The sequence below is a fragment of the Faecalicatena orotica genome (assembly GCF_905197545.1).
Taxonomy (GTDB): domain Bacteria; phylum Bacillota; class Clostridia; order Lachnospirales; family Lachnospiraceae; genus Faecalicatena_A; species Faecalicatena_A orotica.
In genome coordinates this window covers 1-22,271 of the sequence record NZ_CAJJZH010000005.1, presented here as the reverse complement: position 1 = coordinate 22,271, position 22,271 = coordinate 1, and the positions used below count along the sequence as shown (strand labels likewise).

The following is a 22,271-nucleotide window of genomic DNA, read 5'->3' as shown; positions in this document are numbered from 1 at the left end:
AATGCAGTTTTTATTTAAAGAAGTACAAAAAAAGATGCATCCGCCTTTCATTAGCAGACACATCTTCTTCTCTCTAATCCAGACACTCATCCAGTGCCAGTTCTTTCCATTTCCCGAGGGATAATATAATCGCATCCTCCATTGCAGCTTTATCACGCTGTTCAAGGGCCTTTAGTATTTTATCATGGTTGTCCGTTACAATCTTTGAATAGTCCCTGTTGGCAATAACAAGCGACGGCTGGAAGAGCTCCATAATACTGCGGCCAATGCTCACGACAAATGGATTGTGCGTACTTTCGTATATCATATTATGGAATTCCATATCATTATCCACAGTAGCCTTACCCTTTTTAAAATCATTTTTCGTCCGCTCGTGGACCGCCTTCAATTTTGCAATATCCTCTTCCCCGGCATTGTCAATAGCCAGAAGGCTGCCTGATACTTCTATCATGCGCCTGAATTCAACCAGCTTGTCCCTGCTCTCTTCCCTGCTCTGGAGAATCAGCTGGAATATCAGCGGATTCATAACTGAAGAATCCACAGTCGTGCGAATCCTGCTGCCGTTTCCCTTGCATATTTCCACAACCCCGAGAGCCTCCAGCATCTTGATTGCCTCGCGCACACTGGATTTGCCAACACCGAACCTCTCTGAAAGCTCCGTCTCGGACGGCAGAAATTCACCCGGGGTAATAGCACCACTGATCAGCCCCTCCTTGATCTTTTCCACAACCATCTTCGATAATGACTGCTTGGGGACCGGGGTCAGCCAGCTGTCCTTCTTACTATCCATAACTTACCTCCTTGAGGTGCAAAGGGGTCAGACCCTTTTGCGCACCGTTTTCTGAATATTCTGAATATGGAGGGCAAAAGGGTCTGACCCCTTTGCACCTCGGCACTACTCTTCCTCAATCAGTTCAGCAAATTCGCCTTTTTCGAACTCCTGTATTGAGATATGCTTCTTATTTGGATTTGCGTATACGAATGTCTTGTCTACATTTTCCAGATAATTCTGTATTTTGTCGTTGGTTGCACTAATGATTGCCTGAAACCCGAGCCCGCGTATGAGTGAGATACAGCTTGCAACTTTTTCTGCGTCCATCTTTGAAAAGGCTTCATCGAGTACGACGAGACGGATTGTCGGGTTTCTCTGGATCTTTGGTGACAGGTTGATCCGGTATACCTGTGCAAAGCTTGCCAGAAGTGCTACATACAGGGGGTTCTGTCCCTCCCCGCCGGAGTTTTTCTTGATCATCTTGCTCAGCCCGATTGTCATGTCTTTTTCACCCCGCACGATCTGCTGCATGTCAAATGACAGGTAGGTCCGGTAATCCGCATATTTATCCATGTTCTTTTTGGTTTCCTCGAGTTCTTCCCTCGTGGCATCGTCCGGCGGGATAAAGATATTGATCAGCTCGTTCATCATATCGCCGTACTGGTCTTCGTGTTCCATCGTAAACATATTAAGCTGGTTCTCCATCGCGTCGGTCAGCTGGGACGGGTTGATCTGGAGAGAATCGTCCATGAACATCTTGTAGTACTTTCCATCCGGCCCTTTATTCTTCGTGATCACGAACTGGTACTTATCCTTGCCAAAATCCAGCTTGCTGATGATCCGGTTGAGCTCGTCTTTTCTCTGGTAAGCCTCCCGGATGGCACTGCGGATTTTGAAGATGAAGTCATCTTTAAAATGCTCTACCGCAGAACGTGCCTGTTCCTTTGCCGCCTCTTTATAGGTCTCGAGGTGGTCGCAGCCAAGGCTTGTAAGCAGTCTGTCATAAGGCCTGTTGTCCTTAATACTCGTCGAAAATGTCCGGTTCGGATATTTCTGTATATAGTGGCTTCGCACATCCACCAGCTCCTGATAGACACGTTCCAGCTTTTCTTCCATCGGAACCCGGTCACTTAAGCGCTGCCTTCTCAGGTATTCATAATTGGACGACTTCCGCCCCTCCATAAATGCCTTAAACGCCTCTTCGAAGGCCGCATCCTCGTGGAAATAGCGCTCCCTGTCGGCCAGCTGCGTGTTCAGCTCCAGATTGTCAGACTTGCATTTACTGATGAAATCCTTATTCTTCCAGATCTCCTCCTGCACCTTCTGTATCTGCGCTTTCTTCTCCTCCTGCTGACGCATCAGTTCCAGCTTCTCGATTTCCCACGCAGACACAGACTCTTCACGCAGCTGTCTCATCTTTCCGGTCAGCTGCACCTTGCGCCGTTCCTTCTCCGCAATCTTTTCCATATCTGACTGCCATTCCAGATAATCTTCAGCCGGCTGCTGCAGACTTTCCAGCTGCCCCGTCTTCTTCAGCTCCTCCACAATCTCCATGAGCGGCAGGCGTTCCTTCTGCAGGGTCTGGCATTTCTCATCCAGCTGCCTGATCCGCTGCCGCATACTCGTCTCACCGATATACGCCCTTCTCGTATAATTTTCCGGATTGATATGCTGCAGCCGGAAGCTGTGGTACAGAACGCAGTCCGGTGTAATTCCAACCCTGCTCGTACGCAGCTCGTCGAGATTTTCACACTTCATCACATTTCCAAGGAAGTTATCCACATATGCACGGACATATTCCTCTTTCGCTGTGACTTCTTCCGCAAGCGACCCCGGACGGACAGAATGGCCGCCCTTCTTAGCACTCTCCATAACCTTCTCCGTATCCAGCACAGCTGCGCGGAAGAATTTCTTCTTATCCATTTCTTCATAAATGTCCATCGCCACTGCCGCATACTCCGGTTCCACCACGAGCAGCAGCTTATTATTTCCCAGATACCCTTCCACGGCATTATGCCACCGTTCATCCCGGATATCCAGAAGATCGGCGAGAATCTGGACATTCACAAACTTCCCACACCGCTCATGCAGGCGGCCCCGAAGCTCATACCGCGCTTCCTCAAGCTCCTTCGGGTAGGCCTTGCGCCCCTGTTTCAGTTCCTTAAGCTCCTCACGGGCTTCGTTTTCTTCCTTCTTGATCTTCCGCAGTCTGGCATCGGTATCCCTCCGTTCTTCCTCAAGCTCTTCCTTTAGCTCCAGAAGGCTTGTCTTCAAACGTGTCAGCTCTTCAGCTGAAATATTCCCCTTTTCAAACTTCTCGATATCCCATACCGTCTGATTCGGTGTGATATCCCTCGTCTTCCACTCGTTCAGCCGCTCTGCCGTCTGCATCCATCTGGCCCGGCTGCCCTCCAGTCTCTCCAGCGTCTCGTTCACACCGGAAAGTTCTGTCTCAAGACTCGAATATCCACTATTATTAATCCGGAGCAACACTTCCTCATACTCCTTCTGAATGCCCTTTTCCTCTTCCTCCAGACGGACCTTCATAGCCTCCTGACGGCTGATTTCCTCCTGACGGTTCCCGATCCTGTCCGTCAGTTCCTGTATCTTTGCCCTCAGCTGGAGCATTTCCAGCTTATCAATCTGATAGGTACACGCCCCGGCTTCCCTTACCTGTTCCTGATATTTCCTGAAACTGTCCTGTATCTCCTGAAGCCGCCGGATCTCCTCCAGCGTCTCCTCAATCTTGTTGCGCATCCTGCCATACTGCATGACACTCTCCTGAAGGTCTTCGATATGGATATCCTGCTCCATGCAGATATATTCCTTCACAAAGTCTTCCAGACGGATATTCATGCGGAATGGGATCGCACGCTTAAACAGCCTCGGAAACTTATCCATATCCAGACCGCCGAGATAGATATCATACAGCTGCCGCCTGAACCGTTCATTACTCGGCCCACAGTAATACTGCTCCGCCGGGTATGTCCTCTGCAGATACTCGCGGAATTCGGCCGTAGTCAGGCAGCGCTTGTCCGCCCGGTAGCCGTTTTCCAACAGGCCTCCCGTATGCCAGAAAAAGAGCCTGTTAATCTCATTTGTCGCTGTCTCTACGTCAAAAATAACCCCGACACACTGCTTTTCTTTTGTGTTTGTCTGTTCCAGCTCCAGCACAATCGTACTGGAAAAATTACGGTTCCTGAGATACTGCGACTCATTGTTCTCACTGATGTTCACCATCCCCCGCAGGTATTCTATCAGGGTCCTGTCCGAGTCATCCGCGGCAGCCTTGTTAAAAAAACCCCTTCCGTCGGTATTCGCATACAGCACGATCTGAAGTGCATCAATCACCGTAGACTTTCCGCTTCCAGAGTGTCCGGTAAAAAAATTAATCCCCTCATTCAGTGTCAGTATCTTTTTATCTATATAATGCCAGTTATTCAGGCATATCTTCGAGAGTGCCTTGAACGGCTGATTCTTCTCCAATGTTGTCCTCCTCGTTAAACGTATTCAGCAGTTTGCGGATGTCATCCCCCATCAGCACCGCATTGATGCACGGGTAAATGATCAGGCGGGTATGTTCATTTAATTCCTCCAGCACATCCAGAGGTTCAATAATCTGGTATTTCTTCAGCAGCGAAACTGTCCTTCTCATCTCCGTGGGCGAGGGCAGCCCCCTCAATACCTTAAATTCCCCGGCCTTTCCGTTGACAGCCCCCATCGTCGTCACAATGTGGCTGCTGGAAGATACCGCCGCCATCTGTTCATCGTAGATCAGCTTCAGAATAAGCAGGTAAATCGTCGCAAGTCTCGGCAGCTTCTCCCCCCAGAGTGTTTCGCCCTGTATGTAGATAAGCCCCATCTGGGCATTTTCATGCAGCTCGATCCCGGCAACCTTAAAATACTCCGTTAAAAATTCGATATGCTTGCTGCACGTCCTGTATTCCTTCACAAACGCCAGCCGGCCGGCGCGCTTATCAAACTTCCGCTCCAGCAGAAATGTCTGGCGCAGCAGAAGCTGGATCACCTCTGTAACGGCCTCCTGCTCCTCCACCAGAAGCTCTTCATAATATCCTGTCATATGTAATCTCCTATCTTCTGCGTACAAACTTCAAATCCGGATACCGGTAACCGCCATGTTCGATCATATCCGGTTCCCCGTCAAGCACCATATATTTACTGTTCCTTCTGGTACTCAGGTCATAGGCCAGTATCAGCTTCTCAAACGCCTCACCGTCTTCAATTTTCAGCTTTGCCGCATCCATGATTTCTCCGTCCATATGCTCTTCAATAAATTCCTCGATCTGGCTTTTACTGTACCTTGCCTGAATCTTATTCAGCTTCAGCACGTCATCCCGGTCCAGATCCTCCGCCACTTCCTCCGGCGCCATCTGGCTAATGAAATCCTGCCGCCCTTTCCGCCGCTTATATAAAGACTTCTCCGAAATAATTTCCAACAGAGGCAGGTTCATCTTCTGCCCTGTAATCTGCAGCATTTCCTCATACTCTTCACTCGCAGCCATCTGATTCAGCAGCTGGATCACCAGTCCCTTCGTATCTGTCTCACCGCTCAGCAGATAATTCAGCCTTGTCACCGTAGCCCGGACATACTTCGTATGCTCCTTATCCATATTCGATATACGGTGTTCGATGTCGTCAAATCCGCGCTCAATCATATCCAGCAGGTCCAGCACGTCTTCCCCCGTATCTCCCTGCGCCCGGGAACGCCCGCGAACCGTCTCTATCCACTCTTCGTCCTCGCGCATGTCCCTTAAGACCTTCTTAATATCCATCTTATAGATATAGAAGTTATCCGAAGTCTTCAGAATATGGTATTTCTTACGTACAATCTCTTCCACATATCCTTCCAGATGCTCCCTTAAAAGCTCCCCATAAGATTTCTGGTCAAGAAGCCTTGAAAAAAACTTATCCATATTATGCAGCATATCCTGAAGAGCCTTGTTAAGCCGCCTCGTATTAATCAATGCGGTCCGCAGCATATTTAGATTTACCCTGTAATCATTTTTAAAAGAAAACAGCGTCGCATAGACATTCTGAATATAAATTTCCGTTTCCTCCATATCTTCTGAAGTCAAACGTTCAAAGGCGTCTATGAAAATAGCAGAATAATCCGGTATAACAATGTTCGTGGCCAGCGTGTTATAATCCTCGATCTTTTTCAGCCAGCCCTTGCGCAGCAGCCAGTTTAAAATACGTGATGACGGAGTCTCCAGCATATCAAACTCTGTCTCATCTTCCTCACGCATCAGTTCAAAGCGCTTCTTCGCATTCATGTCACTTAGAACCTGGATACATGCTTCTCTGGTTAAAAAATAGTTACTGTACTGGTATTCTTCATTTATTGTTAGTAATGCTTCAATATAAACATCCCGGTTCACCGAACGGAATAAACTCCAGAAGGTGTCCGGGACCTCAAAACGCATCTGCATGTGTGATTTTCCCTTTCTGATTAAAAGCCTGTACCCATTTTAACATAACCGAAAAATACTGTAAACTCATATTCAGCGGTCAGATTTGCACTTTGCATTTTTTAACATTAATGGTACAATTGAAGCAGTGATGAAATTTATCCGTCAGAAGAATGTGAAAAGGAGGCGTGATGTGATGAAGAAAAGAAACTTCCGTTTTATCAGTGTGACTCTGATAGCCTTCATCATGTCCGCCTTTCTCTTGGGCTGTTCTGGAAACGGTTCTGACATATCCGATGCTTCTGCCTCGGAAGGGAAAAAAAGAGAGAGTGCCCTGCAGATCCTGACTCCCCAGAACACCGGGAAAGTCATATATGGAAATGATATCGTTTCTATAGACGCATCTAACACGAGTGACGGATATATTATGCTCCAGTACAAGGGGAATGCCGCCAAGATGAAGCTTCAGGTTACAATCCCTGACGGAACGGTCTATACTTATACAATAACAGACAGTTCTTTAACAACCTTCCCCCTGACAGGCGGCAGCGGCGGCTATCACATGGATGTGCTGGAACATGTCAGGGATAAGCAGTATGCCATCGCTTTTTCGCAGGATATGGACGTTAAGATTACCGACGAGTTCAAGCCATTTCTGTATCCGAACCAGTATGTCTGGTTTACGAAAGACTCCCAGTCAGTCAAACTTGGCAAGAAACTTTCCGATAAATCTACAGACGATCTGGATTATGTAAAAAATGTTTACCATTACGTTATAGAAAATGTTGCGTATGACGAGAAAAAGGCAGAAAATACGCCCACAGATTATGTGCCGAATCTGGATGAAACACTGGACACCGGAGAGGGAATCTGTTTCGACTATGCTTCACTTATGGCTGCGATGCTTCGTTCCCAGTCTGTCCCGACAAAACTTGAGGTCGGATATTCAGGAGAAGCATACCATGCGTGGGTGAGTGTTTACATCAAGGAAAAGGGATGGATCGACAAGATTATAGAATTTGACGGCAAAGACTGGTCTCTGATGGACCCGACGCTTGCTGCAAATAACTCCACAAAATCTGTGGGGAAATATATTGGTGACGGAAGCAATTATAAAGTGAAATATTCTTATTAGAAAACAATGGAGGACACACAATGGAGAAACAAGTGCAGGGTAAGCCATTTTCAAATATGGAGGTCTCTTCTTTCTGCGGGCAGATTGCCCTGATCCTGAAGTCCGGCATCTCGTCTGTTGAAGGCGTCACAATCATGCTGGAAGACGCGTCGTCTGCTGATGAAAAGCAGATACTTCAGGCTGTATTAGAAAATATTCAGGAAACCGGAAGCCTGTACCAGGCACTGGCCGATACAGGGCTCTTTCCATCCTATATGCTGCATATGATACAGATTGGGGAGGAGACCGGAACTCTGGATGAGGTCATGTCCGCACTGAGTGAGCACTACGACAGGGAGGACTCCATCTCAAAGAGTATTAAGAATGCCGTCACTTACCCGCTGATTATGGCAGGGATGATGGTCGTCGTTATCGTCGTACTTCTCGTAAAGGTTATGCCAATCTTCAATCAGGTTTTCATCCAGCTTGGCACCGAAATGACCGGGTTTTCCAGAACATTAATGAATCTGGGTAATGCAATTAACCGGTATTCTATCGTGTTGATCGTGATCCTTGCGGTCATCGTGGCACTGATTTTATATGGAACAAGAACGGCCCACGGAAAACAGACATTCCGCAGGCTGGGGTACAAGCTGAAATTCACAAGAGCAATCTTCGAAGAGATCGCGGCCTGCCGTTTTGCAAGCGGAATGGCGCTGACCTTAAGCAGCGGCCTGAATCCGGAACGCAGCATGGAACTGGTAACCGCATTGAATGATGATATTCATTTCCAGAAAAAGATCGACTCCTGCCAGAATCTTATCAATGAGGGCAGCGACTTGTCCGTGGCACTCCACGATTCAGGAATTTTTACCGGCATGTATGCCCGTATGGCCTCCATCGGAGAAAAGACCGGTTCTATGGACCAGGTCATGGGAAAGATTGCCGGGCTTTATCAGGATGACATCGATAACCGGATGAACAATGCCCTTGCCGTTCTGGAACCTACACTTGTTATCGCGCTTTCACTGATCGTTGGAGTCATCCTGCTCTCCGTCATGCTGCCGCTGATGGGGATTATGTCCAGTATCTAGACCCTGACCACTTCACATATACCAAGGAGGTGCTTTATGGCCCGGTTTCAATATCAGAAAAAACAGCATAATTACCGGAAGTTTATTCTCTCGGTCTGCGCTTTTCTGCTGATTATCATTCTGTTTTATCAGGGAATCCAGTCTTTGTCGTCCAGCACCTTAAGGCGTCAGAAGGAGAGTCTGGAAAATGCGCTGAACAGGAATATTACATACTGTTATGCCGTGGAGGGTGCCTATCCGGAAAGCCTCGATTATCTGAAGGACCACTATGGGCTTACCTACGATGAGAGCCGTTTTTATGTGGATTACAGGGTAAGCGGCGCAAACATCCTGCCGGATGTGACGATTATTGAGAAGGGGGACTGACAATGCGTTTTCGGACACAGAGAAACCATATGATCGATTTTTTATTTCCTGTTGCATTGTTCTTCATGTTTGCAGTGTCAGCACTGACGGTCATCCTGCTTGCCACAAATATATACCGGTCTACGACAGAACATTCTTCTCTGAACTACACGGCCAGAACCTCGATGTCCTATATCAGCGAGAAAATCCACCAGGGTGACGAAGACGGGAATGTCTCGATCGGCATGTTTGACGGTAATGATGCTCTGGTCATCAAGCAGGAATATAGCGAGGAAACCTATTTTACTTATATATACACGGACCAGGGGAGTTTGAAGGAAATCTTTATCAAGGATGGTGTGGAAGCTGATGCTGCCGCCGGAAAGACCATTCTCCCGGTCAGGTCCTTTACTATGAGTCAGACCGGAAAGCAGGCGTTTTCCTTTACCTGTGTAGATGAGGACGGCCAGGAGGCTTCCTGTGTTGTCAGCATACACAGTACTTCCCGCTAAGTAACAGATCATTTTAATCAAAGGAGACAATTATGACACGCAGAAACCGGGCAAAATCTTCCAGTCTGTTCCTATTGGAACTGATCCTTGCGATCCTCTTTTTTTCGATGGCAAGTGCTGTTTGTGTACAATTATTTGTGAAATCACATCTGTTGAGCAGGGACGCCTGGGAACTTAATACTGCCGTTACGGAAGTCTCCAGTGCCGCAGAACTCATCCATGTATCCGATGATATCCCGTCCGCTGCCAGCCTGCTCAAAGCAGAATATCCCGAATCAGAGGTATCCGGCGGCTCCGGCATTGAAATATACTATAATGAGGATTTCCAGTCCTGTAAAAAGAAGGATGCAGTATATTGTCTGAGTACCCGTTTTACAGAGGACGAATCCATGTTAAATGGAGAACTGAAGATGAATAAGCTTAAAGACGGCAGTGTCATCTATTCCCTTGATATTTCGCATCACCTGCAAAGGAGGTACAGCAATGGAAACGAATAAGAAATCAGCTCCTTTTGTTAACATTGGTTCCTCTTCACTACTGGTCATTTTCCTCGTCCTGTGTCTTGTAACATTTGCCACCCTCTCGCTTTCCAGCGCACAGAGCGATTACAAGTTCAGCCAGAAGCTGGCGGACCGCAGAACGGATTATTACACAGCCTCCAATCAGGCAGAAGAGATACTGGACTCGATTGATGCAGTACTTGCACATTCTTATAAAGAATCCCCGGACACATATTTCACTGAAGTACAGAGCCGCCTCAGTGAGCTCACTTTTGGGGACACACTGGAAATGGATTTTTCCACTGGGACACCATCTGTTGCGTATCAGGTTACTGTAGATGAAAAGCAGGCACTGTCGGTTGTCCTCGAACTGAATCCCACGGACCGGATTTCCGAAGGTTTCTGCCGGGTCCGGCAGTGGAAAGTGGTCGCAACACAGGAATGGAGCGGAGATGATACCCTGAATCTGATGAAGTAGGCAGGGGTTTTAATCCGTGAAATCTTTAGAAGTAAGGAGAGATTAAATATATGGACGCAAAATTAATATTAGAGCAGGCAGTCTCACAGGGCGCATCGGATGTCTTTATCATAGCCGGCCTCCCTGTATCCTGCCGGATCAACGGAGTCATCAGCCGTGAGAATGACACCCGGCTGCTGCCGCCCGATACAGAAGCCATATTAGATGAGATTTACAGGCTGGCCGGGCACCGCGATATCAGTCAGCTCCACAAACACGGCGATGATGATTTTTCGTTCGCCATACAGGGGGTGTCCCGTTTCCGCGTCAGCGCTTACAAACAAAGGGGCGCTCTCTCCGCGGTCATTCGGATTATCACCTTCCAGCTGCCTGATTACAGAGAACTTGGAATCCCGGATTATATCATGGAACTCGGAAACAGCAGCAAGGGAATGGTGCTTGTCACGGGACCTGCCGGAAGCGGCAAATCAACTACCCTTGCCTGCATTATTGATCAGATTAATAAAACGAGGGATGAACATATCATTACGCTGGAGGACCCCCTTGAATTCCTCCACCGCCATAACCGGTGTATTGTCAGCCAGCGTGAAATCAACGTGGATACTGATAATTATGTAACTGCGCTGCGTGCCGCCCTGCGGCAGAGCCCAAACGTCATCCTGCTGGGTGAGATGCGCGATTATGAAACGATCACAGTCGCCATGACGGCCGCGGAGACCGGACACCTTCTATTCTCTACGCTCCATACTATCGGTGCGGCTAACACGATCGACAGAATCATCGACGTATTCCCGTCCAACCAGCAGAGGCAGATTGCCGTCCAGCTTTCTATGGTTCTGAACGCCGTTGTGTCACAGCAGCTCGTGCCGACAACAGACGGAAAGGTAACTCCTGTATTCGAGATCATGACAGTTACCCCCGCGATCCGCAATATGATCCGTGACAATAAGGTCCACCAGATAGACGGCCTCATCTATTCCTCCGTAAAAGAGGACATGGTATCGATGGATTCCAACCTTCTAAAGCTCTGCCAGAGCGGAACAATCACGAAGGAGACCGCCCTGACCTACGCTTCCAATCCAGAAATGCTCGGGAAAAAACTGTAACAGCCATTTTCAGCAGGAAAGGCTATCTAAGGCCTTTCCCGAACTGGCGGCGCCTTGTGCCCGGCTTTGAATCTGCCCTGTCCTCTCCTGTTTCTCCCTCCTTCTCAACGATTCCCAGCAAAACGAAAATCTCATGTGCAAGTACAGGGAATGCTGCAAGTACGATTAGTGCTCCCCATTCTCTTATTGACAGTGCCGCCGTTCCGAATAATACGGTCAGATACGGAACTTCTGTGACTGCGGCCTGTAGGAAGAATCCAACGCCAAATGCGGCAAGCATGACCGGATTAAAGTCCCGTTTCCTCGAAAAGACAGAGGTATGTACATCTTTCATGCCAAGCGCATGGAACAGCTGTGACATCCCTAGAACCGTAAACGCATACGTCTGTGCCCTTGCAAGAATCTCCGCAGACTGGAACACCCCCGAGATGTTTGCAAGCGTAAAGGCTTTCTGCTGCTGTGCCAGTATTTCCCACGGCAGCTTCAAAAAAGCCGTAAGGCTGATTGCCGCAATCAGGCATCCATAGAATACCGTACACGTAATCCCGCCGTTTGCAAACAATCCTTCCTTCGCTTTTCTCGGCGGACGTTTCATAAGTGCTTCTTTATCATTTTTATCAACCCCCAGCGCCAGTGCCGGAAGAGAGTCCGTGATCAGGTTGATCCACAGAATGTGACTCGCTTTCAGCGGGGATGCCATTCCCATGATTACCGCGGCAAACATGGTGATGATTTCTCCAAAATTCGAAGAAAGCAGGAAGAGGACGGTTTTCTTAATATTCTCATAGATGCCCCTTCCTTCCTCAATCGCCTTTTCTATGGTAGCAAAGTTATCATCCGTCAGAATCATATCCGCCGCGTTCTTTGCGACATCCGTCCCGGTGACCCCCATCGCGATACCGATATCCGCCATCTTAAGGGAAGGTGCATCGTTGACCCCGTCACCTGTCATTGCCGCAATATTCCCCGTTTCTTTCAGTGCCTTCACAATTCTTACCTTATGTTCCGGTGAAACCCTTGCAAATACATTCGTTCTCTTCAGCCTTTCTTTCAGTTGTACGTCCGAGAGATTTTCCAGCTCTTCCCCGGTCATGCATTCATCTATCTTCTTTGCAATTCCAAGTTCTCTTGCAATGGCAAACGCCGTATCTATGTGGTCCCCCGTAATCATAACGGTGCGGACAGAAGCCTCTTTAAACCGCTCAACTGCAGCCTTTGCCTCAGGTCTGACCGGGTCGATCATACCGGCCAGTCCCACAAATGTCAGTCCGTCCTCATGTACATCTTTCTCCCCCCGCCTGACAGCCACTGCTAACACCCGCAGAGCCTGTGCCGAGAAATCATCCACTGCCCGGCGGATCTGCCTGCGGTGGGAATCCGTGATCGTCTGTGCCCTTCCGTTGACCAGAATCTTCGTGCACCGCCCCAGAAGCATTTCCGGTGCCCCCTTTGTGTAAGAGACAAATCCGGACGGGCCACGGTGGACCGTAGTCATCATTTTTCTCTGGGAGTCAAATGCCTTTTCCTGAACTCTGGGCATCCTTGCTTCCATACCTTCTTTTCTCGAACGCCCCGCATTTTCAGATGTATATCCCGATGCACCGCCTTTGGCGCGGTACCCTTCAGCAAATCTTAAAAGCGCCAGTTCTGTCGGGTCCCCCAATTCCTCCTTGTCCGTTATCACCGCATCGTTACAGAGTGCCATCCCCTCCAGAAATTCATCCGGCATATCCGGCGCCGCTTCGCTGCTTTTATAAACATTCTGATTTATAAAATATTTTACAACAGTCATCTTGTTCTGGGTCAGCGTGCCAGTCTTATCCGAACACACCACATTGACTGCACCAAGTGTCTCTACGGAAGGGAGCTTTCTGACAATCGTATGTACCTTTACCATCTTCGAAACACTCATTGCCAGTACGATTGTCACGATGGCGGGCAGTCCTTCCGGCACTGCGGCAACGGCCAGTGAAATCGCTGTAATCAGCATTTCTAAAATATTACGTTTCTGCAGGACTGCAATGACAAACAACGCCACACACAGCAGGACGGACACGATACTTAGCATCTTCCCGAGGTCAGCCAGTTTCTTCTGAAGTGGTGTAAACTCTCTGGGAACATCGTTGATAATGGATGCGATCTTGCCAATCTCGGTCTCCATTCCCGCACCGATGACAATCCCTTCTCCCCTTCCGCCGGTTACAAGTGTAGACATGAATGCCTCATTCTTCCTGTCGCCCACCGGAAGCGCCCCGGACGCCTGAAAATCCGCATCCTTATTAACCGGGAGCGATTCTCCCGTCAGCGCGGACTCCTCAATCTTTAAATTCCACGTCTTCACAAGACGCAGATCGGCCGGTACCTGTGCGCCTGCCTCCAAAATCACAAGGTCTCCCTTTACAAGTTCTGCCGCCGGAATTTCCCGTACAATCCCGCCCCGGCGCACAACAGCTTTCGGGCTTGTCAGCTTTTTAAGCGACTCGAGCGCCTTCTGGGCCTTCCCCTCCTGAATCACACCGACCGTAGCATTCACGATTATAACGACCGCGATGATAATGGCATCACTAACTTCTTTTAAGAGAAAGGAAACCAGAGCAGCAACCAGCAGGACACAGATCAGCGGGTCATTCAGCTGCTCTAAAAACGCCTCCGCCGGCGTTTTCTTTTTCCCCTCTTTTAAGATATTCGGACCATACTCTTTTAATCTCACACGAGTCTCATCCTCTGTCAGGCCGTTCTCCCGGTCCGTATGCATCAGATCCGATATCTCTTTTACAGACTTTTCCTCAAACAAAAATAACCTCCCCTTTCACGCTTGTACAATACTTAATGTATCGTATGCCGGAATGGTAAGGTTTAGTCCTGTTTTCTTTTCAGAAATCAAAAACTTTTAAATAACAAATAAACTTTATGTTTTCAGGAATTTCTATATCTTTTTTTCGGAAAAGGGAAAGCCAAAAAATGTGTCACACTTTGTGGTCAACAATTTTTAAGGAAAATTATGGATATTTTAAGCCCTTTTTCTTATCATTTTATTATACTTTTTAGGGGGGCCGCTTTATGACAAATTTACCAACTATGTTTTCAAAAATTTTATCCGAATATATTAAGTCAAAAAATATAAAAACAAACCTGCTGGCACAATACTGCGGGGTGGACCGCTCCAATATGTATAAGCTGATCAGCGGGAAAAGGAATCCGGGTTCAGAAGAACTGGTACATAAAATGGCTGACTATATGCGTCTGACACCGACAGAATGCAGAGAACTGGTGGAGGCCTACCGGATTACAGTTACCGGATACGAAACCTATTACCGCCGGAAAACAATACAGGACTTCATCGGAAATTTTTCAGGCAAGATGGATGATATTGCTGATATCTCCTCCTTTTTTTCAAACGACCTGAACCCGGAACAGTTCTCCGATAACCGCTCTATTTCAGGCAGGACAAAGCTATATCATACAATATACACGATAATGGCACTGGAGTCACAGAAGGAACATGGTCATATCAAGCTTCTTTTTCAGCCGGATTCTGATGATTTCATGGAAATTCTGGCCTCCATCAGTAAAAATAAACCGAATCTGAAAATAGACCATATTATATGCCTGAATAACACCGATAAAATTACTTCTGATAAACGGGATTATAACCTCTGCTGCCTTCAGAAGATAATACCCATGTACTACACCTGCCTGTGTGATTACACACCATTCTGCTATTATGACAGTATTAATTCGCATAACAGCAATTTTAATCTGCTTTCCTCTCTGGTCATAACCTCTGAATATGCCATCACATTTTCGCCGCAGCTTAAGTATGGTATTTTATTTATCTGCAAAAACACGCTTCAAAAATTTCAGTCGATCTTTGATGACCTGAAAGCAGAAACTACGCCTGTTGTATGTAAGATTGATTCTGTCTTCACACAATTTGATTATTTAGACAACCTTGATATCGGGGAAAAGACAGGGTATTCCTATCAGATGGAACCCTGCCTCATACCGCTGATTCCACTTTCTTTTCCCGAAAAATACCTGTCAAGGGCTCTGCCGGGACGGGATCAGTTCGTTTTATCGGTAAAGCAGTACATAAGACAAAAATCAGAAATCGTAAAAACGGTATCCACACATTTCATGTTTACGGAAGCCGGTGTCATGCACTTTCTGAAGACCGGCCGTATCTTTGAGCTTCCGGATGCCGTCTACAGCCCGATTGAATATTCCGACAGGGTTCTGGCCGTGCGCACCCTAGTCAATGCATGCAAAAACGAGAAGTACCGTATGCTGCGACCGGACACTCCCGTTTCCCTAAGCAGCCTCTGCATTTATGTTACGGCGCACAGCGGATATCTTCTGTTTTCGTCCGCGGACGGCAATCTGGTCTATCTGAATCTGGAAGAACCAAGCCTTCTGTTCGCGTTTTATGACTATCTAAGTACACTGAACGAAGACTTTTTCTACCCTGCAGATGAGACTGTATCCAGACTCTTACACTTGATTAAGAAAAATCACGCATAGGGCTTTTGTAATCTTTTTCTACAAGACTCTGCACCTGTTACAGAGTCCTGTATGTTCTTTTTCCGGCGATCTCCAGACTTCTCATCTCAGCCCGGTATGTGTTGACAGCCGCTCTGCGCAGGACTGCTGCCGTTTCCATAAGAGAATTGCTGTGCTGTCTCATCAGCATGGCAATTCTCTGCCCTTTCCGGCAGTAATCAGCGGCACATTCCCCTTCCCATACACTCCGGATTCCAGATGACGTTCCTTCCTCTGCCTGTGCGGCCAGCGCTTTCATCCGCTGTGCCATTCTTTCCAGTTCATCGGCCTGTCTCAGCGTTTTTTTATAGTTTAATTGTATTTCATCTCTGTTTGCCATTGTTCCTTACACCTGCCTTTATTCCCGCAGGCAGCGAGCCAAAATCATGTTTACATGACCTTGGCTACTGCCGCGAGGGTCTGTAACCTACCGTCCGAATTCGACTTTCAGCCTGGTTTCCCCCGCCTTAATGACATCCCCAGTGTGGAGAAAAACCGGGCTGTCCGCCTTTTTCCCATTGACATAAGTATGATTTTTAGAATTCTGGTCTGCCAGACAGAGAGTGCCTTCCCCCTCGTAAATCATGCAATGCCTTTTTGATACCTTCCCATCACCTTCCAGTACAAGGCAGACTTCTTCTTTTTCAGTCGGCGGCATCCGCCCGATCGTCATTTGCCGCGAAAAACGATATTGAAAGATTCTGCCCGTATCCATATCCTGAAAGGAAATCTTCCATGTCGAATATCTGGGGCCATTGATATAATTTGTATCATACTCTCTTAAGTTTCCCGAAAAATATTCCCCTTTTCCGGAGCCCAGCATCTGTTTTTTTACATCTATCCCGTTCTGTACCAGAATATTCTTCTGCTGGTTCTGATACTCCCTGCGCCTGTCTGCCCTGCCTGCTGCGAGCTTGTAAATAACGAATGCCACAGCTATAACTATAACGAGAAGTATAAAAATCAGTACTGTCCATCCTTGATTGCTCATCTGTTTCCTATGCGGTCTTCCGCAATCTCCTTTGCTCTCTTTTCCATAAGCTCTGCCTTTACAGCAGCCTGATGCAGGGCTTCCTTCGCCTGCACGATAAGCATACACGTACTGTCCATTTTATCCTTAAGGAGTTCTGCCTTGTGTAGGAATTTTATACCTGCTTCGCCCTGCCAGCCCTGCATAAGCTCATGAATGGTATCTCCATAAGGGCCTGCGGCAGTCTGCCGGAGCTTTTCTGCCGTTTCACCCAGCCGTTCCATCTCTTGTCCTGCCGTCAGAAAATCAAATTTAAATTCATTCATATCTTTCTTCCCCCAAAACGGCTGACCGGGCTACTCAGTGCAATCGTCATTGTATACTTCCAAAATACTGCAATTCTATCCCTGTAAGCTTCTGGTTTTCATCTACGGTGAATCTTAGTGTATCCTCGTCTGATTGAATGGAATTAACTGATGGCATCCTTAAATCATCTGTCTGTCCTTTATAGAACTTATACCCAATAGTTGTTGTATCATCCTGAGATGTTGATTCAGAAAAAACTGGCTCATCCGTTCCATATGTTTTCTTGATATCTGCCGGCGTACTGCTAAGTGAAATTCCGTCTGCCGTCTGAAAACGCACATTGGACGCACCCTTGGCGTATATCATAATACCTCCTATTTCACAGTCTTTTAACTGCTGTTCCTGATCCGTCAGATTCACAACGTTCAGCCGCACGGAACTGCCGTTGGCATCGGTCATCGATGTAATAATATAACTCATTCCTTCCATAGTCTGTCCGGCATCCCCCTCCCTGAGCGTCCATCCGTTCTCCTCCAGTTCTGATACGGGAAATGGGAGCTGATAGGTATGTCCGTCCAGTTCAAACCGGTATATAGCTGCAATGTCATTTGCCTTAGATAGTGTGTCGGCATCCTTTTCGGGCTTTGTCTTACTCTCATCTTGATTTCCTGTTTCTGCTGGCTGGCTCGCCTCTTTTTTATCCCCGGCATCTGTCTGTTTCTCTTTTTGGCTTCCGCAGCCTGCACAGAACAACATAACTGCCGCTGTCAGATAAATTACACACTTTTTTCTGTTCATCATTTTCTTCCCTTTCCTCCTGTCTTTGATTCCCTGCACTATGAACGGTCTGTTTATAGAATGATATCTGCCGGCAGATCGTGGTTCAGCTCGTTCGCCGCCTGATCTGCTTCACGATATATGCCTGCAATCCTGCGGAGGTCTGTTACATTTTCCTGAAATCTGGAAAGCGCCTCCGCGATCTCTTCCTGATACTCCTGATATTCCCTCCGGTGCGCGTCATTGGCGTCTCCTTCCCAGTAACTGCGGGAATTTGCCACAGTCTCACCGATTTTATCAAACCGCTGCCTTACATTTTTAATCTTCTGCTCCACCGCGTCTGCACGTGCTTCCAGTACAGCGGTCTCCACCTTAATACGAATCTGCTCCATGATTCACTCTCCTGCCTGCTTTCTGCCTCCGGGATACTATATCCGGATACGGTCAATCAAATTTCCCACTTGGTTTTCACATGTCCGGTATTCCCTTGCCGCATATTCCATATGGCTGATATAAGCAGACAGCTTTTCATATATCGCCTGCATGTTTTCGATATCTGATGCAGCCTGATTCTGAAATGCGGCCCAGGCAGGGCCTTCCCAGGTCTGTCCCAAAAGCTGCATTTCCTGTGACAGTTCCTCCACAGACTGGCTGACCCCTTTTAGCTCATTCTGAATTGCAGCTTTGTCCTCCTCCAGCCTCTGCGTCGATACTTTCATATAAGTTCCCATGATAATCCCCCGTCCATTTTTCCGTCATAATCAGATGTGGAATGCCAACAGATTTTCATATCCGTCCAGACCCGAGATATGGCTCGTTCCAAACACTGTCTTTGGATAGACGATCCTCTCCAGGTCATAGGTATCTGCAATCCCCTGCTCCGTTTTTTTGTACAGCGCTCCCCCCTCTTCCAGACACTGAGCCATACACCGGAGAATATCCATCTCCTCCTGCAGCTCATCCCTGCTTCTTCGGAGAAGATATATTGTCTCATCCATATAGGCCATGTCTCTGATCTTATATTCCGCCAGTGTCAGTTCCTCTTTCAGTTCCCTCAATATGGAAATCTGTTCAGACAGCCTCTCCCCGGCTGCCTGAACAATCTTGAAATCAATATAATTCACGGTTACTCTTCTCCTCCCGGATATGTCTTGTGTGTTCCTGTCCAAATTTCCGGACAGTTACATCAAACCGGCTAAATAATGACGTCTGAGGAAAGGCTGTTTGCCTCGTCCGCATTTGCGGAATCAGACTGTGCATATACCTGTGCCATCTCCTCGAGATCACTGCTGTGCTCCTGAATCATGCGCACCATTCTCTGGATATCATCCTCCAGTCCTTTAAACTTGTTAATATATGCTGCTGCCGCATCGCCTTCCCATGTGGAAGACATTCCCGTGATCAGATTCATCATCTCCCCTGTAAGACTATTGACTGCCGCCCCCTGGCTGCTGAACTCTGATGCTGTATTTGTTAATAACTGCGGTGATACTTTAATGATTCCTTCCATGATAAGTTCTCCTTTTCTGTGATTTTATGTTTGTTCTGAGCAGTTACACGATTTACTTGTATGTTCTCTCATTTGCGATCTCTACATTCGTTGCCTCTGCCTGCGCATATCTGGCTGCGATTGCCTCCAGCCTTTGTGCATACACTTCTACCGCGTTGTAAAAGTTATCCATCTGCACCTTGTCACTGGCAAATGCATTATGGAAACTTTCCCTTGCCTGCCCTTCCCACATCCCGTTTAAGTTAGCTTCTGTTCCCTCCAGCTCATTGATCTGGCTCTTAAACTGTGCATTTAACTGTCTCAAAGAATCCACCTTTGTTTTTAAATCATTGATTGATACTGTAAAATCTGACATTTTCAATTCCTCCGTTTCATACTTATCTGAGTGCTGTATCTCTTTGATGTACATATCATAACAGTTTTAAATCTGCTTTTTATAATTCCTGACGGACGGCACATTTCACGGGATGAACGGATGATGAGGGTGAGAAAATAAGGGGGTACTGTTTAAACATTAATTAACGAGTAACATTTTTTACTCGTTAGATATTGATGTCCAAATTTCAAACCACAAATTGACAAATTAATTATTTATTAGTAACATAAAAATATAAATACTTAATGTTTTTATAACAATTAACTGAAATTTGTCATTATAAGGGGGGAGATGGTTACAAGCTTAGAGTATTAACACTCCATAATCAAATTTTGTTGAAAGGATGTGATTTTATGTGAAATGGAATAGAAAAAATTATTCTCAAATATTTATTGCATTCGGTATTGTCATTACACTGGCAACCGTGACTTATTTGCTATATAACGTACAAATACAAAAACAAACTGTGTATTCATCAAATACTATTGAAATCATAAAACTTGACAATAAACAAAGCATGAAGTATACAACGAGTTCAACATTTATGTTTAATAAGATTTTAGACTATATAAACAGGTATGAAGATGTTAATTCTCTAAATGAGCATAATGAGATTAATAATTATGATTATCAAATCAATATAAATCATAACAACGTAAAAACATTTATAGAAATATTCTTATCTGGAAATATTTTGAAAGTTAATGATAAGTTTTACAACATTATTTCTAGAAATCAACTAAATTCCATACTTCAAACTGCTGAAACAGTCTCTTTGACCATTACATTTATAGAGCCGGTTGAAAAACAAACACGGGAAGAAATCACTTTATCTTCAAAGAATAATTCCGATGCACAAGCAATTTATGATATTATCTGTGTTTTAGATAAATATACAAAGAAAGATACTGGCTTTAGTGAAGAATGTATAAATATTATGAAATCTCAAATAAATGGTGGTATCTCGTATTATCAAGTGCTAAATTCTAAAGAGGCACTCACTTGGATGAACGAGATCATAGCTGATTATCGCACACAAGAGCTTAGGAGGAATAAAAATGAAAAAAATAAGTAGAATAATGTCAGCAATAATTATTATATGTTTATTTTGTTTGTTAACTGATGTTTCCGTTTCAGCAAAAGGCTTAGATCAGGTTGATGAATCATTGTCTCAGTACCGAGAAGTTCTTGATGATTTTAATAATGAATATGGAACAGATTTCTACTTTTTATCTGTGGATGAATTAGAGAAGAATAATCTTAATGTTCAAGAAATTAAAGATAATATTTTAAGTATGTCTTTGGACGAGTTTAAATCTAGCCTAGTTGCAGACTATACTCAAATGCAAAGCATTGATAGCTCTGCTGATACCATTAAAATTGATCCTGTTAAACCGCCTTTAACAAGAGGAACCTTTACACAATTTTGTTATTTGCAAGCAAATGGAAACAGCAGTTATTATGGTGCGTTCACTTTAAATGCAAATGGCGTAGATGCTGGCGTATATCAGTATACTTCTGTAAATAGTATTGGCTATCAAGCAGGTATTTCTGTTTATGAATTTGCTTTAACCTCCACCTCTTATTACTTTTCTAATAGTTATAAAAACTGTAACGTAACTTATAGTGGTAGTTACTATAATTCAAATACAGGTTTAGGCATAACTAATTTAAGAACATACAATATAACATACACATATGGAGGTGGAAATTTAATTATGAATATTGGCAATTTATAATATCATTATAAAGAGAAAGCTTTCAACATTTAAAGTTACTGTTCACACCGTGCCGTGCACCCTGCTGCACGGCATCGGGCCAATAAAGTGATGGTCTCAGGGCATCTGCTTCTCGCCGAAGGCGACTTGAAATAAACAGTAACACGTAGGCAACTTTAAATAACCTTATTGAAAAAGAGGACTTGAAAAATTCAAGCCCCCCGTGTATAATGTACTTAGAAGTAATCAAAAGACTTCGGTATGTCTGATGATTGCACCTCGGATTACTAGAGTAATTTATAGTTACCAGCTATCCTCTATGGGCGTAGAGGATAGCTATTTTTTATTCTGATGATTATCTATGTAAGCAAGTGCTGTAAAAATCACCAGCACTAATGTCAACACTTCAAGTGTATTCATGCTACATTTCCTCCTTCGATTATTTCCGAAGGAAACCATCAGACTATCCTCTGACTTCTTTTCAATTATACATAAATATTTTATCATGGTGAAAAAGCAAATACAATGCTAATTAAATAGCATAGTCTTTCATAAACTGAAACGCAATGAGCAAAATTATAGATTCCTTCCAAGTGTGCCTTGCAGAATATGTGACTGGGAACACTTGTTCCATAGCTCCTGAAAATGACAACATCCTAACTGTTCAGATAAAAAATTAAGTTTTTACTATACATTTAGATACTTGAAGATTATACGCGAACATG

The 22,271-nt window shown here is 45.6% G+C and carries 24 protein-coding genes; 10 read left to right on the top strand and 14 right to left on the bottom strand.

From position 1 onward, the window contains the following. Nucleotides 1–73 precede the first annotated feature (73 nt). The 4 genes from ABIN22_RS11790 to ABIN22_RS11775 form a co-directional block, all read right to left on the bottom strand. The gene (locus ABIN22_RS11790; RefSeq protein WP_118621841.1) at nucleotides 74–790 is read right to left on the bottom strand and encodes a FadR/GntR family transcriptional regulator; all 717 of its coding nucleotides are present in this window, start codon (nucleotides 788–790) and stop codon (nucleotides 74–76) included. Nucleotides 791–895: 105 nt separating this feature from the next. Beyond that, nucleotides 896–4,258: an ATP-binding protein gene (locus tag ABIN22_RS11785; protein ID WP_346908839.1), complete on the bottom strand. Its 3,363-nt coding sequence runs from the start codon at nucleotides 4,256–4,258 to the stop codon at nucleotides 896–898. Beyond that, nucleotides 4,209–4,853 (bottom strand): DUF4194 domain-containing protein, encoded by a 645-nt coding sequence (locus ABIN22_RS11780; protein WP_118621839.1) that lies wholly within the window; start codon nucleotides 4,851–4,853, stop codon nucleotides 4,209–4,211. Before ABIN22_RS11780 ends, ABIN22_RS11785 begins: the two co-directional genes overlap by 50 nt. 10 nt (nucleotides 4,854–4,863) lie before the next feature. After that, entirely contained in the window at nucleotides 4,864–6,222 is a 1,359-nt protein-coding gene (locus tag ABIN22_RS11775; protein ID WP_346908836.1) for a Wadjet anti-phage system protein JetA family protein, read from the bottom strand. Nucleotides 6,223–6,397: 175 nt separating this feature from the next. On the opposite strand from ABIN22_RS11775, the gene ABIN22_RS11770 reads away from it, so the two are divergent. Genes ABIN22_RS11770 through ABIN22_RS11740 form a run of 7 tightly spaced genes read left to right on the top strand, consistent with a single transcriptional unit; the run spans nucleotide 6,398 to nucleotide 11,350 of the window. After that, entirely contained in the window at nucleotides 6,398–7,336 is a 939-nt protein-coding gene (locus ABIN22_RS11770; RefSeq protein WP_346908834.1) for a transglutaminase-like domain-containing protein, read from the top strand. Between the two features lie 20 nt (nucleotides 7,337–7,356). Next, on the top strand, nucleotides 7,357–8,409 hold the full coding sequence (locus ABIN22_RS11765) for a type II secretion system F family protein (protein ID WP_346908832.1): 1,053 nt from the start codon (nucleotides 7,357–7,359) through the stop codon (nucleotides 8,407–8,409). A 36-nt stretch (nucleotides 8,410–8,445) separates the two neighbouring features. After that, nucleotides 8,446–8,775, top strand: a complete 330-nt coding sequence (locus ABIN22_RS11760) for a G protein-coupled receptor family protein (protein WP_109732789.1) — start codon at nucleotides 8,446–8,448, stop codon at nucleotides 8,773–8,775. A gap of 2 nt (nucleotides 8,776–8,777) precedes the next feature. Beyond that, the gene (locus ABIN22_RS11755) at nucleotides 8,778–9,266 is read left to right on the top strand and encodes a DUF4860 domain-containing protein (RefSeq protein ID WP_346908829.1); all 489 of its coding nucleotides are present in this window, start codon (nucleotides 8,778–8,780) and stop codon (nucleotides 9,264–9,266) included. Between the two features lie 32 nt (nucleotides 9,267–9,298). Continuing rightward, nucleotides 9,299–9,763: a hypothetical protein gene (locus tag ABIN22_RS11750; RefSeq protein WP_109732787.1), complete on the top strand. Its 465-nt coding sequence runs from the start codon at nucleotides 9,299–9,301 to the stop codon at nucleotides 9,761–9,763. Continuing rightward, on the top strand, nucleotides 9,750–10,244 hold the full coding sequence (locus tag ABIN22_RS11745) for a hypothetical protein (RefSeq protein WP_346908827.1): 495 nt from the start codon (nucleotides 9,750–9,752) through the stop codon (nucleotides 10,242–10,244). The genes ABIN22_RS11750 and ABIN22_RS11745 overlap by 14 nt, the downstream gene beginning before the upstream one ends. 50 nt (nucleotides 10,245–10,294) lie before the next feature. Further along, nucleotides 10,295–11,350, top strand: coding sequence for a type IV pilus twitching motility protein PilT (locus tag ABIN22_RS11740; RefSeq protein ID WP_109732785.1), 1,056 nt, complete (start codon nucleotides 10,295–10,297; stop codon nucleotides 11,348–11,350). Between the two features lie 22 nt (nucleotides 11,351–11,372). Here the strand turns inward: ABIN22_RS11740 and ABIN22_RS11735 are convergent, their stop codons facing one another. After that, entirely contained in the window at nucleotides 11,373–14,144 is a 2,772-nt protein-coding gene (locus tag ABIN22_RS11735) for a cation-translocating P-type ATPase (RefSeq protein WP_346908825.1), read from the bottom strand. A 266-nt stretch (nucleotides 14,145–14,410) separates the two neighbouring features. Here ABIN22_RS11735 and ABIN22_RS11730 point away from each other — a divergent pair, with 266 nt between their 5' ends. After that, entirely contained in the window at nucleotides 14,411–15,871 is a 1,461-nt protein-coding gene (locus ABIN22_RS11730; RefSeq protein ID WP_109732783.1) for a helix-turn-helix domain-containing protein, read from the top strand. Nucleotides 15,872–15,908: 37 nt separating this feature from the next. Here the strand turns inward: ABIN22_RS11730 and ABIN22_RS11725 are convergent, their stop codons facing one another. The 9 genes from ABIN22_RS11725 to ABIN22_RS11685 all read right to left on the bottom strand — a co-directional run bounded on the left by ABIN22_RS11725 (nucleotide 15,909) and on the right by ABIN22_RS11685 (nucleotide 19,807). Further along, nucleotides 15,909–16,229 (bottom strand): hypothetical protein, encoded by a 321-nt coding sequence (locus ABIN22_RS11725; RefSeq protein WP_109732782.1) that lies wholly within the window; start codon nucleotides 16,227–16,229, stop codon nucleotides 15,909–15,911. A gap of 87 nt (nucleotides 16,230–16,316) precedes the next feature. Then, nucleotides 16,317–16,880 (bottom strand): FHA domain-containing protein, encoded by a 564-nt coding sequence (locus ABIN22_RS11720; protein WP_346908822.1) that lies wholly within the window; start codon nucleotides 16,878–16,880, stop codon nucleotides 16,317–16,319. Further along, nucleotides 16,877–17,185, bottom strand: coding sequence for a hypothetical protein (locus tag ABIN22_RS11715; RefSeq protein WP_346908820.1), 309 nt, complete (start codon nucleotides 17,183–17,185; stop codon nucleotides 16,877–16,879). Before ABIN22_RS11715 ends, ABIN22_RS11720 begins: the two co-directional genes overlap by 4 nt. Nucleotides 17,186–17,231: 46 nt before the next feature. After that, entirely contained in the window at nucleotides 17,232–17,966 is a 735-nt protein-coding gene (locus ABIN22_RS11710) for a hypothetical protein (RefSeq protein ID WP_346908818.1), read from the bottom strand. A 50-nt stretch (nucleotides 17,967–18,016) separates the two neighbouring features. Further along, nucleotides 18,017–18,334 carry a WXG100 family type VII secretion target gene (locus ABIN22_RS11705; protein ID WP_109732778.1) on the bottom strand — a complete coding sequence of 106 codons (318 nt, stop codon included), beginning with the start codon at nucleotides 18,332–18,334 and terminating at the stop codon, nucleotides 18,017–18,019. Nucleotides 18,335–18,370: 36 nt separating this feature from the next. Further along, entirely contained in the window at nucleotides 18,371–18,673 is a 303-nt protein-coding gene (locus ABIN22_RS11700; protein WP_346908816.1) for a WXG100 family type VII secretion target, read from the bottom strand. 30 nt (nucleotides 18,674–18,703) lie between these two features. Next, a complete protein-coding gene (locus tag ABIN22_RS11695) occupies nucleotides 18,704–19,066 on the bottom strand; it encodes a hypothetical protein (RefSeq protein WP_346908814.1) in 363 nt (120 codons plus the stop codon). Nucleotides 19,067–19,137: 71 nt separating this feature from the next. Next, nucleotides 19,138–19,452: a WXG100 family type VII secretion target gene (locus ABIN22_RS11690; protein WP_118622148.1), complete on the bottom strand. Its 315-nt coding sequence runs from the start codon at nucleotides 19,450–19,452 to the stop codon at nucleotides 19,138–19,140. Nucleotides 19,453–19,504: 52 nt separating this feature from the next. Then, the gene (locus ABIN22_RS11685; protein ID WP_181368795.1) at nucleotides 19,505–19,807 is read right to left on the bottom strand and encodes a WXG100 family type VII secretion target; all 303 of its coding nucleotides are present in this window, start codon (nucleotides 19,805–19,807) and stop codon (nucleotides 19,505–19,507) included. Nucleotides 19,808–20,183: 376 nt separating this feature from the next. Here ABIN22_RS11685 and ABIN22_RS11680 point away from each other — a divergent pair, with 376 nt between their 5' ends. Beyond that, nucleotides 20,184–20,903, top strand: a complete 720-nt coding sequence (locus ABIN22_RS11680) for an SH2 domain-containing protein (RefSeq protein WP_346908811.1) — start codon at nucleotides 20,184–20,186, stop codon at nucleotides 20,901–20,903. Then, nucleotides 20,887–21,567 carry a hypothetical protein gene (locus tag ABIN22_RS11675; RefSeq protein ID WP_346908809.1) on the top strand — a complete coding sequence of 227 codons (681 nt, stop codon included), beginning with the start codon at nucleotides 20,887–20,889 and terminating at the stop codon, nucleotides 21,565–21,567. The genes ABIN22_RS11680 and ABIN22_RS11675 overlap by 17 nt, the downstream gene beginning before the upstream one ends. Nucleotides 21,568–22,271 lie beyond the last annotated feature (704 nt).